Annotated in this window: 13 protein-coding genes and 1 pseudogene; 9 read left to right on the top strand and 5 right to left on the bottom strand. The window is 72.4% G+C overall.

Annotation, left to right across the window (positions count from 1 at the left end; translation table 11 throughout):
• Both ACIO92_RS32615 and ACIO92_RS32610 read right to left on the bottom strand, forming a co-directional pair.
• On the bottom strand, nt 1-283 hold a 283-nt coding region (locus ACIO92_RS32615), incomplete at its 3' end, for a helix-turn-helix domain-containing protein (protein WP_402283949.1).
• Between the two features lie 102 nt (nt 284-385).
• Nucleotides 386-1660 (bottom strand): MFS transporter, encoded by a 1275-nt coding sequence (locus tag ACIO92_RS32610; RefSeq protein ID WP_366444937.1) that lies wholly within the window; start codon nt 1658-1660, stop codon nt 386-388.
• A 515-nt stretch (nt 1661-2175) separates the two neighbouring features.
• Here ACIO92_RS32610 and ACIO92_RS32605 point away from each other — a divergent pair.
• From ACIO92_RS32605 to ACIO92_RS32595, 3 genes are all read left to right on the top strand, one after another.
• On the top strand, nt 2176-3678 hold the full coding sequence (locus ACIO92_RS32605; protein ID WP_402283951.1) for an MFS transporter: 1503 nt from the start codon (nt 2176-2178) through the stop codon (nt 3676-3678).
• Between the two features lie 92 nt (nt 3679-3770).
• The gene (locus ACIO92_RS32600) at nt 3771-4358 is read left to right on the top strand and encodes a TetR family transcriptional regulator (RefSeq protein WP_401241887.1); all 588 of its coding nucleotides are present in this window, start codon (nt 3771-3773) and stop codon (nt 4356-4358) included.
• 270 nt (nt 4359-4628) lie between these two features.
• Complete coding sequence (locus tag ACIO92_RS32595; protein WP_366444940.1) at nt 4629-6848, top strand: discoidin domain-containing protein; 2220 nt, start codon at nt 4629-4631, stop codon at nt 6846-6848.
• Nucleotides 6849-6879: 31 nt separating this feature from the next.
• On the opposite strand, the gene ACIO92_RS32590 is transcribed toward ACIO92_RS32595, so the two are convergent.
• Nucleotides 6880-8184, bottom strand: coding sequence for an ROK family protein (locus tag ACIO92_RS32590; RefSeq protein ID WP_402283989.1), 1305 nt, complete (start codon nt 8182-8184; stop codon nt 6880-6882).
• Between the two features lie 194 nt (nt 8185-8378).
• On the opposite strand from ACIO92_RS32590, the gene ACIO92_RS32585 reads away from it, so the two are divergent.
• From ACIO92_RS32585 to ACIO92_RS32570, 4 genes are read left to right on the top strand one after another with little or no spacing between them, the layout of a single operon-like run.
• Nucleotides 8379-9692: an extracellular solute-binding protein gene (locus ACIO92_RS32585; RefSeq protein WP_366444942.1), complete on the top strand. Its 1314-nt coding sequence runs from the start codon at nt 8379-8381 to the stop codon at nt 9690-9692.
• Between the two features lie 14 nt (nt 9693-9706).
• Nucleotides 9707-10717 (top strand): sugar ABC transporter permease, encoded by a 1011-nt coding sequence (locus ACIO92_RS32580; protein WP_366444974.1) that lies wholly within the window; start codon nt 9707-9709, stop codon nt 10715-10717.
• 19 nt (nt 10718-10736) lie between these two features.
• Nucleotides 10737-11576, top strand: coding sequence for a carbohydrate ABC transporter permease (locus tag ACIO92_RS32575; protein WP_366444975.1), 840 nt, complete (start codon nt 10737-10739; stop codon nt 11574-11576).
• A 35-nt stretch (nt 11577-11611) separates the two neighbouring features.
• On the top strand, nt 11612-12970 hold the full coding sequence (locus ACIO92_RS32570; protein WP_401241882.1) for a GH1 family beta-glucosidase: 1359 nt from the start codon (nt 11612-11614) through the stop codon (nt 12968-12970).
• A gap of 88 nt (nt 12971-13058) precedes the next feature.
• On the opposite strand, the gene ACIO92_RS32565 is transcribed toward ACIO92_RS32570, so the two are convergent.
• Entirely contained in the window at nt 13059-13664 is a 606-nt protein-coding gene (locus tag ACIO92_RS32565; protein WP_366444944.1) for a TetR/AcrR family transcriptional regulator, read from the bottom strand.
• Nucleotides 13665-13781: 117 nt separating this feature from the next.
• Between ACIO92_RS32565 and ACIO92_RS32560 the strand changes: the two genes are divergently transcribed.
• Nucleotides 13782-14936, top strand: coding sequence for an acyl-CoA dehydrogenase family protein (locus tag ACIO92_RS32560; RefSeq protein ID WP_366444945.1), 1155 nt, complete (start codon nt 13782-13784; stop codon nt 14934-14936).
• Between the two features lie 8 nt (nt 14937-14944).
• On the opposite strand, the pseudogene ACIO92_RS32555 reads toward ACIO92_RS32560, so the two are convergent.
• Nucleotides 14945-15271 (bottom strand): annotated as a pseudogene (locus ACIO92_RS32555) (heme-binding protein); the annotation flags it as partial.
• A gap of 430 nt (nt 15272-15701) precedes the next feature.
• Here ACIO92_RS32555 and ACIO92_RS32550 point away from each other — a divergent pair.
• Nucleotides 15702-16094 (top strand): peptidoglycan-binding domain-containing protein, encoded by a 393-nt coding sequence (locus ACIO92_RS32550; RefSeq protein ID WP_366444946.1) that lies wholly within the window; start codon nt 15702-15704, stop codon nt 16092-16094.
• The last annotated feature ends 74 nt before the right edge of the window (nt 16095-16168 follow it).

Genomic DNA, 16168 nt, shown 5'->3' with positions numbered 1-16168 from the left:
CGATCGGGCCGATCCGGGCAGGTCCGAGTTTGCGGGACCGTCGCAGGTCGCAGACCCTGGCTTCGGCCGCGGCCGGGGTGCGGTGGGGTGTGTGGTGAGGCCGGCTGGACCGGTCGTGCAAGCCTGCCTCGCCCTCGGTCCGCCACCGGTGGACCCATTTGTGGGCTGTGGCCCGGGAGATGCCCATCTCGGCGGCGACGTGCGCGACCGGACGGCCTGACGCGACACGTTCGACCAGCAGCCGCCTCCCGAAGACGGTCAACCGGGCATTACGGTGGGACACGAAGACCTCCGGCGGGTGTGTTCCTAGACAGCTCCACCACACCGGAGGTCTTCGCCATGTTCAAGACCAGACGACTGTCAACAACGTCCGTGATCAATACACCTAGGCGGCTTCGGTGAGGGTCGACCTGTCCGTCCGGGGAGCGGTCAGGGCCGGGCTCGCGGGTGTGGTCACGGCCTCTCGTCCCTCGTGGCGCGGCCACAGGAGCAGGGCGGCGACGGCCCCCGCACCGGCGAGGAACGCGAGGACGGACCAGGCGGGAGTGAAGCCCGCTTCCGTACCCAGCCATCCCGCGACCGGGTAGGTGACCAGCCAGGCCAGGTGCGACAGGGAGAACTGCGCCGCGAAGGCCCCCGGGACCGCTTCCGGTCCGACGGAGCCGCGCAGGACGCCTCCGGTCGGTGTGATGACCAGCGCCATGCCGACACCGATCGCGCTCCAGACGACCGCCGTTCCGGCCCAGGTGAGCAGTCCGGCCGCCAGGAGCACCGGCGCGGCGGTCGTGCCGCCGACCAGCACCGCCGCGCCGGTCATCATGACCGTACGGGCGGGGACCCGTCCGAGGACGCGGGGCAGCGCGAGGGCGGCGAGGAGGGTTCCGCCGCCGGAGGCGGCGAGCATCCAGGCGACGTCCGACTGCGAGCCGCCGAGCCCGGTGCGGACGTGGGTGACGGTGTTGACGACGACGATCGAACCCGCCGCCGCGACCACGAGGTTGAGCGCCATCACACCGCGCAGCCGGGGGGTCCTCAGGAAGGTCCTGATCCCCGCCGTCGCCCTGTCCCACGCCCGGGTCTCGGCGCTGGGACGGGCCTCGGGGACGCGCGCCGACAGGACCAGCGCGGCCGACAGGAGGAATCCGGCGGAGGTGCCGAGGAACAGCAGGTCGAAGCTCATGAACGCCAGGGCGACGGCCGCCAGTACGGGGCTGAGGAGGCTCTCCATGGTGGAGGCGACCTGGGAGGCGGACAGCGCCCGCGTGTAGGCGGACCTGTCGGTGACGATGTCCGGGATCACGGCCTGGAACGTCGGGGTGAACGCTGCCGAGGCGGCCTGCATCAGACCGATGAGGACGTAGACGTGCCAGACCTCGGTGATCAGCGGCAGTGCCAGGACCACCGCGCCGCGCACCACGTCGAGGAGGACCAGCAGGGTCCTGCGGGGGAGACGGTCGACGTACGCGGCGGCCAGCGGGGCGATGACCACGTACATGACCATCTTGATGGTCAGCGCGGTGCCGAGGACCAGGCCCGCCCGGGGTCCCGCGAGGTCGTAGGCGAGCAGCCCGAGGGCCACCGTGGTCAGACCGGTGCCGAACAGGGCGATGACCTGGGCGGCGAACAGGTGGCGGTAGTCGCGGAGGGCGAAGAGACGCATGGCGGGTTCCTTCCGTTTCCATGCGGTGGGGCGCGGCCCCGGGGCGGTGGCCGTGCCCCACGGAGGGGCGCGGGGACGACTTCGTGTGCCGGGGTCTTCCGCCGACAGGGGGCGGGCGGGCAGGGCGGGTGCCCCGGTGCCGCGCCCGGACGCGTCGCACCGCCGTGACCGCCGTGGCCGGTCGCCGTGTCCTGGCCGGGCGTGCTCTTCATCGTGTCTCCCGCTGAGTGACGCGTGCCGCCGGACGGGTGCTGGGTGGTCCCCGCCGTGCGGTGTCTCCTGTGATGTCCGCTGGGCCGTGCGGCGCCCGGCCCACGCGGTGTCCCGCGCCTGGTCCGTACGTCGTACATCCGCCCCAGCAATATACCCCCCAGGGGTATTCCTGGATCCTCGGAGCGTTCCGTGTCGGGGGTGTGTGACCTGAACCACATACCCCCGGGGGGAATGAAATCCAGGGGTGTCGGGTTGTGCGAACCGAAAAAGCAACGCTTGTACACTTTTCTGGATTGGTAGTCATGTCGTCACCCACCGCAGCACCCCCGGGAACCGGCCGTCATCTGGGGATGGCCCTCATCGTCATCGCCTCGGCGCAGCTGATGGTCGTCCTCGACGGCACGATCACCAACATCGCGCTGCCGAGCCTCAAGGAGGACCTGGCCATCTCGGCCTCCGGGCTCGCCTGGGTCGTCAACTCCTACGTCCTGGCCTTCGGCGGCCTCCTGCTGCTCGGTGGTCGCGTCGGTGACCTGTTCGGGCGCCGCAGGATGTTCCGGGTCGGCATCGCGCTGTTCACCGTGGCCTCGCTGCTCGGAGGCTTCGCGGGCAGCCCGGAGCTGCTGATCGGCGCGCGCGTGCTGCAGGGCGTGGGCGCCGCGGTGGCGGCCCCGACCGCACTGTCGCTGATCGCCACGACGTTCCCGGAGGGCGCCCCGAGGAACAAGGCGATGGGCGTGTACGCCGGTATGTCCGGCATCGGCGCGACCGTCGGCCTGCTGCTCGGCGGCGTGCTGACCGAGTACCTCGACTGGCGCTGGGTGTTCTTCGTGAACGTCCCGATCGGTCTGGCGGTGCTCTTCGGCACCAAGGTGCTCGCCGAGGGTGACCGGGTGCGCGGGCGTCTCGACCTGCCCGGCGCGGTGACCGGGACCGCCGGTCTCGTCTCCCTCGTCTACGCCATCACCCGGGGCGGTGAGCACGGCTGGACCAACGGCGGAACCCTGGCGTTCTTCGGTGCCGCCGCCGTCCTCCTGACCGTCTTCGTGTTCCTCCAGACCAAGGTCGCGGCGCCGATGCTGCCGCTGCGCCTGCTGGCCGACCGGAACCGCGCGGGCTCGTACGTGACGATGCTGTTCATCGGCGCCGGCATGTTCGCGATGTTCTACTTCCTGTCGCTCTACATGCAGCAGGTGCTCGGCTTCAACGCGCTGGAGACCGGTCTGGCCTACATCCCCTTCAGCCTCGGCATGGGCATGGCGACGGGTGCCGGTTCGAAGCTGGTGGCGCGGTTCGCCCCGCGCGCCCTGACGATCCCGGGTCTGGCGCTGGCCGCCGCGGGGATGCTGTGGTTCGGCACGATGACCCCGGAGTCCTCCTACTGGACCCACATCATGCCCGCCATGTTCCTCACCGCGGTCGGCCTCGGTACGGCCTTCCTGCCCGTCACGCTCGGCGCGGTCTCGGGCGTCGACCACAAGGACGCGGGCATCGCCTCGGCGCTGCTCAACACCGCCCAGCAGATCGGCGGAGCGATCGGCCTGGCCGTCCTGGCGACGGTCTCGACTACCACGGCCGACGAGAAGCTGCCCCACGCGGACGGCGCCTACTACCAGGCGCTGGCGACGAAGGACACCGGTCTGCTCGAACGCGCCGCGAGCGCGCTGACCGACGGCTACACCGCGGCCCTCGTGGGCTCGGCGGCCCTGATGGTCGCGGGCGTCGTCGTGGTCGGACTCGCGGTCAACGCCAAGCGCCCGACGTCTGGGGCGGCCGACCGGCCGACCCCGGTGCACATGGGCTGACGTGCGAAGACGGCCGGGCCGGGAGGATTCCCCGGCCCGGCCGTCCGCGTACGATCACCCTCCAGGTCACTTGAGGAACGAGGAGCACCGCCATGCCGGAGAAGGCGCGCAAGGGCGAGCGGACCCGCAGGCGCATCCTGGAGGCGGCCCGCCATGAGTTCGCCCTGCAGGGTTATGAGCGCGCCACCATCCGGGGCATCGCGGCGGCCGCCGAGTGCGACAAGTCGTCGGTCATCAAGTACTTCGGCACCAAGCAGCAGTTGTTCCGCGAGGCGGTGGAATGGCGGGCGTCGTTCGACGCGTCCGAGCTGAAGGTGTCCGACAAGCAGGCCGAGGACTACCTCCGGGTGATGCTCGCGGACTTCGCCGGGCCCCGCAACGACCCGATGTTCGCCCTGCTGCGCTCCGCGATGACCAACGAGGAGGCGGCGCAGCTGCTCCGCGAGAAGACCACCGAGGGCGCGGTGGACCCGCTGGCGGAGGCGCTGGAGGGCCCGGACGCGCGGTTGCGGGCGGCCCTGGTGTCGGCGGCCATGTTCGGGATCGCGGTGCAGCGGGAGATGCTGCGGATGCCGTACATCGCCGAAGCCGACCTGGAGGACGTGCTGCGCCTCTCGGGTCCGATGCTCCGGCGACTGCTGGAACCGGAAGCGGGGGAGGGGCGCTCGTCCGGTTCCTGAAGTGGGGGAGGGAGGGCGAACGCGCGTGACCGGCCCTGTTCTCCTGCCTGTCGGGCAGGTGTCCGCGCCCCCGCGCGGCCGTCCAGGGGCCCCGGTCGACAGGGCCCGAGGCGAACGGCCTCCCCCCGCCCCAATCACTCGACCCTTAATGCAAGTCAAAAGAAAAGTGTGGTCGGATGCCTTGACCCCCGCGCGGGGGCCCGCGAGCATCTGCTGCGGAGAGCGCGCTCCCTTTCCCCAACTCCCCCTCCCTCACGAGGAGATCGAGTCATGCCCGCAGTCGGCACCCGCGTCCAGCCACCGCCACCGCCACCGCCACGCCCCGGTCCCGCCCCGGCCGCCCCCAGGCCGCCCCGGCGCGTCACCGCCGCCGCCCTCGTCACCGCGCTGCTCGCGGGACTGCTCGCGCTCGTCACCGCGCCGCCCGCCGCCGCCGCGCCCGTACTGCTCTCCCAGGGCCGCCCCGCCACCGCCTCCAGCCAGGAGAACGGCGGCACCCCCGCGAGCGCCGCCGTCGACGGCGACCCCGGGACCCGCTGGTCCAGCGCCTTCGCCGACCCCCAGTGGATCCAGGTCGACCTGGGCGCACCGGCGGCCCTCAGCCGGGTGGACCTGCGCTGGGAGACCGCGTACGGCAAGGCGTACCGCGTCGAGCTCTCCGGAAACGGCACCGACTGGACCACCGCCCACAGCACGGCGAACGGCCCCGGCGGCGACGAGTCGCTGCCGGTCACCGGCACGGCCCGCTACGTCCGGGTGTACGGCACCGCCCGCGCCACCGGATACGGCTACTCGCTCTGGGAGTTCCAGGTGTACGGCACCCCCGGCGACGACGGCCCCGCCCTCCCCGGCGGCGGTGACCTCGGGCCGAACGTGCACGTCTTCGACCCCGGCACGCCCGGCATCCAGGCCAAGCTGGACCAGGTCTTCGCCCAGCAGGAGTCGGCCCAGTTCGGCAGCGGGCGGCACGCCTTCCTCCTCAAGCCCGGCACCTACACCGGACTCAACGCCCAGATCGGCTTCTACACCCAGATCGCCGGTCTCGGACTGCGCCCCGACGACACCACCGTCAACGGGGACGTCACCGTCGACGCGGGCTGGTTCAACGGCAACGCCACCCAGAACTTCTGGCGCGCCGCCGAGAACCTGGCCCTCGCCCCGGTGAACGGCACCGACCGCTGGGCCGTCTCCCAGGCCGCCTCCTTCCGCCGGATGCACGTCAAGGGCAACCTCAACCTCGCCCCCAGCGGCTACGGCTGGGCCAGCGGCGGCTACATCGCCGACTCCAGGATCGACGGCACCGTCCAGCCGTACTCCCAGCAGCAGTGGTACACCCGCGACAGCGCCATCGGCGGCTGGCTCAACGGCGTCTGGAACATGGCCTTCTCCGGTGTCGAGGGCGCCCCGGCCACCGGCTTCCCGAACCCGCCGTACACCACCCTCGACACCACCCCGGTCTCCCGGGAGAAGCCCTTCCTGTACTGGGAGGGCGGCGAGTACAAGGTCTTCGCCCCCGCCAAGCGCGTCAACGCCCGAGGCACCAGCTGGGCCTCCGGCACCCCGCAGGGCCGGTCGATCCCGCTGAGCCAGTTCTACGTGGTCAGGCCCGGCACCACCGCCGCCACCATGAACGCGGCCCTGCGCCAGGGCCTCCACCTGCTCCTCACCCCGGGCGTCTACCACGTGGACCGGCCGATCCAGGTCGACCGGGCCGACACGATCGTCCTCGGTCTCGGCCTCGCCACGGTCGTCCCGGACAACGGCGTCACGGCGATGAGGGTCGCCGACGTCGACGGCGTCCGGCTCGCCGGGTTCCTCGTCGACGCGGGACCGGTCAACTCCCCTGTCCTGCTCGAGATCGGGGCGCCGAACTCCGCCGCCGACCACGCGGCGAACCCGGCCACCGTGCAGGACGTGTACCTCCGCGTCGGCGGCGCGGGCGCCGGAAAGGCCACCGTCGCCATGGCGGTGCACAGCGACGACGTGATCGTCGACCACACCTGGGTCTGGCGCGCCGACCACGGCGAGGGCGTCGGCTGGGAGACCAACCGCGCCGACTACGGCGTCCGCGTGTACGGCGACGACGTGCTCGCCACCGGACTCTTCGTCGAGCACTTCAACAAGTACGACGTCGAGTGGTTCGGCGAGCGCGGCCGAACGATCTTCTTCCAGAACGAGAAGGCGTACGACGCCCCGAACCAGGCCGCCGTCCAGGACGGCCCGTACAAGGGCTACGCCGCCTATCGCGTCGACGACTCCGTGAACACCCACGAGGGCTGGGCGCTCGGCAGTTACTGCTACTACGACGTGGACCCGACGATCCGTCAGGACCACGGCTTCCGGGCCCCGGTGAAGCCCGGCGTGCGGTTCCACGACCTGCTGGTCGTCTCGCTCGGCGGCAACGGACAGTACGAGCACGTGATCAACGGTGTCGGCGCCCCCACCTCGGGCACCGCCACCGTCCCGTCCACGGTGGTCTCCTACCCCTGACCCCGCCGGTGCGGACCCGGGCGGCGCACCCTCAGTGCGCCGCCCTCTCCCGTACGGTCGACGCCCACGCGGGCTGCTCCTCGGCGGTCTCCGCCCGCGTCCGCCGCCCGCCCCGGGCGAAGAAGTCCGCGAGCGGCAGGATCGCCGCGCCGACCGTCACCGCGTCGGGGCCGAGGGTGCCGAGACCGATGCCGACCCGCGCCGCCGGGTAGCGCAGCGCGTACGCCGTCGCGTAGCCCTTCACCGTCTCCAGGAAGCGGGCGCCGAGCTGGAGCCCCGCCCAGCCGCCGACCAGGATGCGCTCCGGCTGGAACAGATTGATCAGATCCGCGAAACCGGCACCCAGATACTCGGCGGTCTCCTCCAGGACGGCCAGCGCGGTCGCGTCGGACTCCGTCCCGGACCCCGCCGGGTAGGCCGCCGCCAGCATCGCCGTGAGCGCGGTCTCCTCGTCCGCGCCCGCCGGGGGCCGTCCGCCCGCCTCCCGCCACCGCTCCAGGAGCGCCTCCGCGCCCGCGTACGCCTCCAGGCAGCCCTGGGCGCCGCAACGGCAGCGGCGACCCCGCACCCGTACCGTCAGATGGCCCCACTCGATCGCCCGCCCGGGGCCCATCGGGTCCGTGACCACACAGGCTCCGACGCCCGAGCCGAAGAGGACGACCACGGCGCTGCGCGCACCGCGCCCGGCGCCGAACCACATCTCGGCCTGGCCCAGGGTCTTCGCGCCGTTGTCGATCCAGTAGGGGACCCCCTCCGGGAGCGCCACGCTCGCCCGCAGCAGCCGCTCCAGGGGGACGGCGTCCCAGCCGATGGTCTGGCCGTGCACGACCGCGCCGTCCTCGGCGGTGCGCGCCACGATGCCGGGCACGCCGACGCCGACGCCGAGCAGCCGCTCCGGCGGCACGTCCGCCGCGCGCAGCACCTCGGCGATGCCCTCCCGGACGTGACCGACGACCACACCGACCTCGTACCGCTCGTGCGGGTCGGCCCCGTCCACGGCCAACGGGCGTTCCGTACGCGCGAGTTCGGTGAGGGTGAGGTCGAACAGCTCGATCCTGACCCGGGTCTCGCCGACGTCCACCCCGATCATGCAGCCGCTGCCGGGGGTGATCCGGAGCAGGGTGCGGGGGCGTCCGCCGGCCGAGTCGACACTGCCCGCCTCCTCGACGAGGCCCTCCGCGACGAGTTCGGCGACCACGTTGCTGACGGATCCCGAGCTGAGGCCGGTGGCGGGGCCGAGCGAGAAGCGGCTCATCGGGCCGTCGAAGTAGAGGCGTTGGAGGACGGCGGTGCGGTTCTCGCGTCGCAGGTCACGTACGGTGCGGCCGTTCCGCATGGTCACTTGGGCCCCCTGGTGAAGTAGTCCTGGGCGCAACATACCGCTGTCAGGACCCTTGACGCGACCTTCTCTTGAGGTTTAACTCACATCCTAAATTAAGCCGGGGAGGGCTTCAGGGCCTGAACGCGGGACGCTTTCGACGACCCTTCTCCCCAGCTCCCCACCACTCCCCGAAAGGGTCCTGAGGAGCCATGCGCGCAATCAGAGCCGCGGCCGCCGGTGCCGCCACCCTCTCCCTCGTCCTCACCGCCACCGCCTGCGGAGGAGGCTCCCCGGCCGGCGGCTCCGGCGGAAGCACCGGGACCCTCACCTACTGGGCCTCCAACCAGGGCGCCAGCACGGAGGTCGACAAGAAGGTCCTCCAGCCCGAACTCGACCGCTTCGAGAAGAAGACCGGCATCAAGGTCAAGCTGGAGGTCGTCCCCTGGTCCGACCTCCTCAACCGCATCCTCACCGCCACCACCTCCGGCCAGGGCCCCGACGTCCTCAACATCGGCAACACCTGGAGCGCCTCCCTCCAGGCCGGTGGCGCCCTGCTGCCCTGGGACGCCGAGAAGTTCGAGGCCATCGGCGGCCGGGACCGCTTCGTCGAGTCCGCGCTCGGCTCCACCGGCGCCACCGGCCGGGACCCCGCCGCCGTCCCCCTCTACTCCATGGCCTACGCCCTCTACTACAACAAGAAGATGTTCAAGGACGCGGGCATCACCGCCCCGCCCGCCACCTGGGACGAACTCGTCGCCGCCGGAAAGAGGATCGGCGGGGACGGCAGGTCCGCCATCGGCGTCGAGGGCGGCAACCTCGCCAACAACGTCCACCAGATATTCGTCCTCGGAAAACAGCACGGCGCCGACTTCTTCACCCCCGACGGCAAGGCCGACTTCACCTCCGAGGGAGCCGTCGCCGCCGTCAAGCAGTACGTCGACCTCATGGCCACCCACAAGATCGTCGCCCCCGGCAACGCCGAGTACGCCCAGAACCAGTCCCTCAGCGACTTCGCCAAGGACCGCACCGCGATGGTCCTCTGGCAGACCCCCGGCACCACCTTCGCCGCCCAGGGCATGGGCGCCGACGAATGGGGCGTCGCCCCCGCCCCCGTCGCCTCCGGCGCCCCCGGCCCCGGCCGGGGCGTCAACTCCATGGTCGCGGGCATCAACCTCGCCGTCTTCAAGAACACCCGCAACCAGCCGGGCGCCCTCGAATTCGTGAAGTTCATGACCAGCGACGAGGAACAGAAGACCCTCAACAAGGCCTACGGCTCCATCCCCCCGGTCAAGTCGGCCCAGCGGGACCCCGCCTTCGACACCCCCACCGTCGCCGTCCTCAAGAAGACCCTCGCCACCAGCGCCGCCGCCCTCCCGCAGGTCCCCGAGGAGTCCCAGTTCGAGACCGTCGTCGGCACCGCGGTCAAGGAACTCTTCGCCGAAGCCGCCGCGGGCCGCCCGGTCACCACCGAGTCCGTACGGGCCAAGCTCGACAAGGCCCAGCAGCAGATGCCCCAGAAGTGAGCCCGGACGCCACCATGGCCACCACCGCCCCCGAGCGGACCGGCGCCCCGGACGCCCCGCCGCACACCCCCGGAACGGCGTCCCCCCGCACCCGCCGCCCCGGGCGGCTCCGCGCCGCCTCCCGCACCGGACTGCCCTATCTGCTCCTCCTGCCGGCCCTGGTCCTCGAACTCCTCGTCCACCTGGTGCCGATGCTCATCGGCATCGTGATGAGCTTCAAGGAACTCACCCAGTTCTTCATCCGCGACTGGACCGCCGCCCCCTGGGCCGGACTCGGCAACTACGCCGTCTCGATCGACTTCGACGCCCCCGTCGGCGCCTCGCTCCTGAAGTCCTTCCTGACCACCTGTGTCTTCACCCTCTGCACCGTCGGCCTGTGCTGGCTCCTCGGCACCGCCGCCGCCGTCTTCCTCCAGGAGAACTTCCGGGGCCGGGGCCTCCTGCGCGCCCTCTTCCTCGTCCCGTACGCCCTGCCGGTCTACGCGGCCGTCATCACCTGGGCGTTCATGTTCCAGCGGGACAACGGCCTGGTCAACCACGTCCTCCACGACCAGCTCGGCATCGGCGACAGCCCCGCCTTCTGGCTCATCGGCGACAACGCCTTCGTCACCCTGCTCGTCGTCTCCGTCTGGAAGGGCTGGCCGTTCGCCTTCCTCATCACGATGGCCGGACTCCAGAACATCCCCCGCGAGATGTACGAGGCCGCCGCCCTGGACGGCGCCGGACTCCGGCAGCAGTTCCGCCGGATCACCCTGCCCTCGCTGCGGCCCGTCAACCAGGTCCTCGTCCTGGTCCTCTTCCTCTGGACCTTCAACGACTTCACCACCCCCTTCGTCCTCTTCGGCCGGGCGGCCCCCGAATCCGCCGACCTGATCTCCCTGCACATCTACCAGTCCTCCTTCCAGACCTGGAACTTCGGCACCGGCTCCGCGATGTCCGTCCTCCTCCTGCTCTTCCTCCTCGTCGTCACCAGCCTCCACCTGCTGCTCACCACCCGGGGAAGGAAGGCCACCGATGCCCCTTAGCACCCGCCCCCGCTCACCCATGGCCGCCCCCCGCTCCTTCCTCTGGAGCCGCCGGATCTTCCTCACCCTGCTCACCGGCTTCGTCCTGCTACCGGTGTACGTGATGGTCTCCAGCTCCCTCAAACCCCTGGAGGACGTCTCAGGGAAGTTCCGCTGGATCCCCTCCGGGCTCACCCTCCGCCCGTACCTCGACATCTGGGAGACCGTCCCGCTCGCGGACTACTTCGTGAACTCCCTGATCGTCGCCGGGGCGGCCGCCGTCTGCTCGCTCGTCGTCGCGGTCCTCGCCGCCTACGCCGTCAGCCGCTACGCCTTCCGGGGCCGACGCGTCTTCACCGTGACGGTCCTCTCCACCCAGATGTTCCCCGGCATCCTCTTCCTGCTGCCGCTGTTCCTCCTCTACGTCAACATCGGCAACGCCACCGGCATCGCCCTCTTCGGCTCGCGCGGCGGGCTGATCCTCACCTACCTCACCTTCTCGCTGCCCTTCTCCGTCTGGATGCTGATCGGCTACTTCGACGGCGTCCCGCGCGACCTCGACGAAGCCGCGGCGGTCGACGGCTGCGGCCCCCTCGGCGCCCTCTTCCGGGTCGTCGTCCCCGCCGCCGTGCCCGGCATCGTCGCCGTCGGCGTCTACGCCTTCATGACCGCCTGGGGCGAAGTCCTCTTCGCCTCCGTCATGACCAGCGACGCCACCCGCACCCTCGCCGTCGGCCTCCAGGGGTACGCCACCCAGAACGACGTCTACTGGAACCAGGTGATGGCCGCCTCCCTCGTGGTGAGCGTCCCCGTCGTCGCCGGGTTCCTGCTGCTCCAGCGCTACCTCGTCGCCGGCCTCACCGCGGGCGCGGTCAAGTGACGCCCGCCGAGGGCGCCCCGCCCGAAAGGAACCCCGTGCCCGAACCGCTCGACCTCGCCGCCTTCCCGCCCTCCTTCGCCTGGGGCACCGCCACCTCCGCCTACCAGATCGAGGGCGCGGCGGCCGAGGACGGCCGCGCCCCCTCCATCTGGGACACCTTCTGCCGCGTCCCCGGCGCCGTCGACCACGGCGACCACGGCGACACCGCCTGCGACCACTACCACCGCTGGCCCGAGGACATCGCCCTGATGCGGCGCCTCGGCACCGACGCCTACCGGCTCTCCGTCGCCTGGCCACGCGTCCTGCCCGGCGGCGACGGCCCCGTCAACACCCCGGGACTCGACTTCTACGACCGGCTCGTCGACGGGCTCCTCGACGCCGGGATCACCCCCTGCGTCACCCTCTACCACTGGGACCTGCCCCAGGCCCTCCAGGACCGGGGCGGCTGGACCGTCCGCGAGACCGCCGAACACTTCGCCGCCTACGCCTCCGTCGTCGCCGGACGCCTCGGCGACCGGGTCACCCGCTGGGCCACCCTCAACGAACCCCTCTGCTCCGCCTGGATCGGCCACCTCGAAGGACGGATGGCCCCCGGCCTCACCGACCTCACCGCCGCCGTCCGCGCCTCCTACCACCTGCTGCTCGCCCACGGCCTCGGCGTCGCGGCCGTCCGCTCCGCCGTGCCCGGCGCCCGCGTCGGGCTCGTCACCAACCACTCCACCGTCGCCCCCGCCTCCACCCGCCCCGAGGACCTCGCCGCCGCCGCCCGCGCCGACGGCCACACCAACCGCTGGTGGCTCGACCCCGTGTACGGCCGGGGCTTCCCCGCCGACCTCCGCGAGCTGTACGGGGTCGACCTCCCCGAACGGCCCGGCGACCCGGCGGTCATCGCTGCGCCCCTCGACTGGCACGGCCTCAACTACTACTTCCCGGTCACCGTCGCCGACGACCCGGCGGGACCCGTGCCGTACGCCCGCGAGGTGCGGCTGCCCGAGGTGCCCCGCACCGGCATGGACTGGCAGATCGACGCCGGGGGCCTGGAGGCCCTGCTGCTGCGCCTCACCGAGGAGTACGGCGTCCGCGAGCTGTACGTCACCGAGAACGGCTCGGCCTTCCCCGACACCCCCGGCCCCGCGGGCGAGGTCCACGACCCGGAGCGCGCCCGCTACCTGGAGCAGCACCTCGCGGCCTGCGCCCGCGCCCTGCGCAAGGGCGTCCCGCTCGCCGGGTACTACGCCTGGTCGCTGCTCGACAACTTCGAGTGGGCCTACGGCTACGACAAGCGCTTCGGGCTCGTCCACGTCGACTACGCGACCCAGCGCAGGACCCTCAAGACGAGCGGCCTGCGGTACGCGGACATCGTCCGCGCCCACCGGGCCCTCGACGCCCGGTAGCGGACCCCACCACCCAGAGAGGCCCGGTAGCGGACCCCACCACCAGCGAGGCCCGGGAGCGGACGCCGGGCCTCTCCGGCGTGCCGGCTCAGGCCCGGCGCAGACCGCTGAGCAGCAGTTCCGCCAGCTGCTCGTACGCCTCGGCGTCGGCCAGACCGGTCGCGGCGGCCACCTGCCGCCGCTGGATGCGGACCATCACGGAGGAGATCACATCGGCCGCGAAGGTCACGTGCACCTCCCGGAAGACCCCGGCCCGCACCCCCTCCTCGATCAGCTGCTGGACCCGCCCGGCCGCCGCGCGCGTGTTCCGCTCGTACACCTCCGCCGCCGGTTCGAAACCGGCCACGTCGTCGAAGAACTGCGGCGAGACCGGCGCCAGCTCGGCCGAGACCGCCCGCAGATAGGCGGCCAGCCGGTCCGCCGGATCGGTCGCGGCGGCCAGAACCGCCTCGACCCGGCCCGTGGCCCGCCGGAAGAAGTGCACGACGGCCGCTCTGACCAGCTGTTCCTTGCTTCCGGCCAGACCGTACAGGGTCCGCTTCGAGCAGCGCAGGCGGGCGGCGAGGTCGTCGAGCGTCAGCCGGGCGAAACCCTCGCCGACGAGCAGGGCGACCAGCTCCTCGAAGAGGGCGGAACGGCGCGCCGCGCCACGGCCCGTCAGCTTCGGGACATCGACGGCTGGGGTCTCGATCACCCGCCCAGTATTCCAGGCCCGGTACCGCCCGGGGGTGACGGGCCGACCTGTCGACGCTACGCTGAGCGGTACTGCAGTACCCGCCCCAGTACCACTTTGCGCGCCGCTGGAGTCGCCATGGATGTCGACCGCCTGCTTCCCACCCCCGAGGCGGCGGACCTCATCGCCCTCACCCGGGAGATCGCCGACAGGGAACTCTCTCCCCTGGTGGACGCGTACGAGGCCGCCGAGACCTATCCCGAGGGGCTCTTCGCCACCCTCGGCAAGGCGGGCCTCCTCGGCCTGCCGTACCCCGAGGAGTACGGCGGCGGGGGCCAGCCCTACGAGGTCTACCTCCAGGTCCTGGAGGAACTCGCCGCGCGCTGGGCCGCCGTCGCCGTCGCCACCAGCGTCCACACCCTGGCCTGCCACCCGCTCCACACCTTCGGCACCGCCGAGCAGAAGGAGCGCTGGCTCCCCGCGATGCTGGAGGGCCGTACCGTCGGCGGCTACAGCCTCTCCGAGCCCCAGGCCGGATCCGACGCCGCCGCCCTGAGCTGCAAGGCCGAACTCCAGGAGGACGGCAGCGGCTACCGGATCACCGGCACCAAGGCGTGGATCACCCACGGCGGCAAGGCCGGTTTCTACGCCCTCTTCGCCCGTACCGCCCCCGGCAGCCACGGCATCTCCTGCTTCCTCGCCCCCGGTGCCACCGAGGGCCTCAGCTTCGGCGCCCCCGAGCGCAAGATGGGCCTCCAGGCGGTCCCCACCACCTCCGCCTACTGGGACGGCGCCCTCCTGGCCCCCGACCGGCTGATCGGGGACGAGGGACAGGGGCTCCAGATCGCCTTCAGCGCCCTGGACAGCGGCCGCCTCGGCATCGCCGCCTGCGCCACCGGTCTCGCCCAGGCGGCCCTGGACGCCGCCGTCGACTACGCCAACGAGCGCACCACCTTCGGCCGCCGGATCGTCGACCACCAGGGCCTCGGCTTCCTCCTCGCCGACATGGCCGCGGCCGTCGACGCGGCCCGCGCCACCTACCTCGACGCGGCCCGCCGCCGGGACCTCGGCCGACCCTTCAGCAGGCAGGCCAGCGCGGCCAAGCTGATCGCCACCGACACCGCCATGAAGGTCACCACGGACGCGGTCCAGGTCCTCGGCGGCTACGGCTACACCCGGGACTTCCCGGTCGAGCGCTACATGCGCGAAGCCAAGATCACCCAGATCTTCGAGGGCACCAACCAGATCCAGCGCCTCGTCATCAGCCGGGGCCTGTCCCGCACCCAGCAGTAGCGCCGGTACGGGAGAGGGGGGCCCGCGCCGTCGTCGCGGAGGCTGACGAGGGTGTCGCCGTTGCGGTCGACGACGGCGACGGAGGCGCGCTGGTTCTCCTTCTCGGCGGCCTTCAGGGGCGCCCGCGCCGCCTTGGCCGCCGCCTCGACCGTCAGACGCGTCGACCGGACGGTGTCGCGGTCCTCGGCCTCGGTGACGGCGGCGGCCCGAGCGGCGGTGTCCTCGCCGGTGGCGGCGGCCGAGTAGGCACCGAAGCCGCCGAGGGCGAGCGCGGCGACGACCGCCCCGCCGGTCACGGCACGCGGGCGCGAGGCGGTCCTCTTCACGTGCTTCACGGGATCTGCTCCAGGGGACTCGGACGACTGGCGGGGCCGCGCGGCCCGCCGCCCCTCCCTCGGGGGACCGCCCTCCCGGTCGGCCCGTCGTCGTCCCGGCCGCGTCCGGCGCCCGGACGGTGGACCCCGGGGTCATCCGATCGGCCGACTCCGGGAGGGGAGTCGCGGTGGTCCGGGATCTCGCGGGTCTGCGGGTCTGGTGGTCTGCGGATCTGATGGTCTGCGCGTCCGCCGATCGGCCGGTCCGTCGGTGCCGGGGTTCCCGCCGGGCGTGTCGGCACGTCCCTGGGACGCGCCGGGCGGAACCCGGCGTGGCCTGGGAGTTCGTCCACCGGGCGGGTCCCGGGACGGTGGGACGCCCCGGCGGGCCCGGCCGGACGGGGGCAGGCTTGCGGCGTCCTCGGCGAAACGTTCGGAAAGGCTCCCCGACATGCGCAAGTTCCGCCCCGCGAAGGGCTTCGCGGCGGTCGTCCTGGCCGCCGCCGCGACCGGCACCCTGCTGGTCACCGCACCGGCCGCCCACGCGGACGACTCCGCGTACAAGATCTGCAAGGACGCGTACGGCACCCGTCTCTCCCCCGGCGGGTACACCGTCCCGGCGGGCGACTACGCGGTCGGCGCCACCGGCGACTGCGTCCGAGGCCTCCAGGAACTCGTCTCGCGCTACGGCCTGACGGCGTGGGAGCAGAGCGGCGGCCCCTTCGTGGACGGTCAGTTCGGCGCCCGCACCGACTCGGCGGTCCGCCGCTTCCAGAGCAACCGAGGTCTCGCCTCCGACGGCATCGTCGGCCCGAGGACCTGGGAGAAGCTCCTCACCGGCTGAACCGGTCGACACCCGGCCGAGCCTCGCCGCCCGGCCCTCCCGCGGCCTTCCGCCGCCTCCCCGCCCCTCCACCC

It is taken from the genome of Streptomyces sp. NPDC087215, assembly GCF_044744885.1.
Taxonomy (GTDB): Bacteria; Actinomycetota; Actinomycetes; order Streptomycetales; family Streptomycetaceae; genus Streptomyces.
The sequence above is the reverse complement of the archived record's forward strand: the minus strand, read 5'-3'. Positions and strand labels throughout refer to the sequence as shown.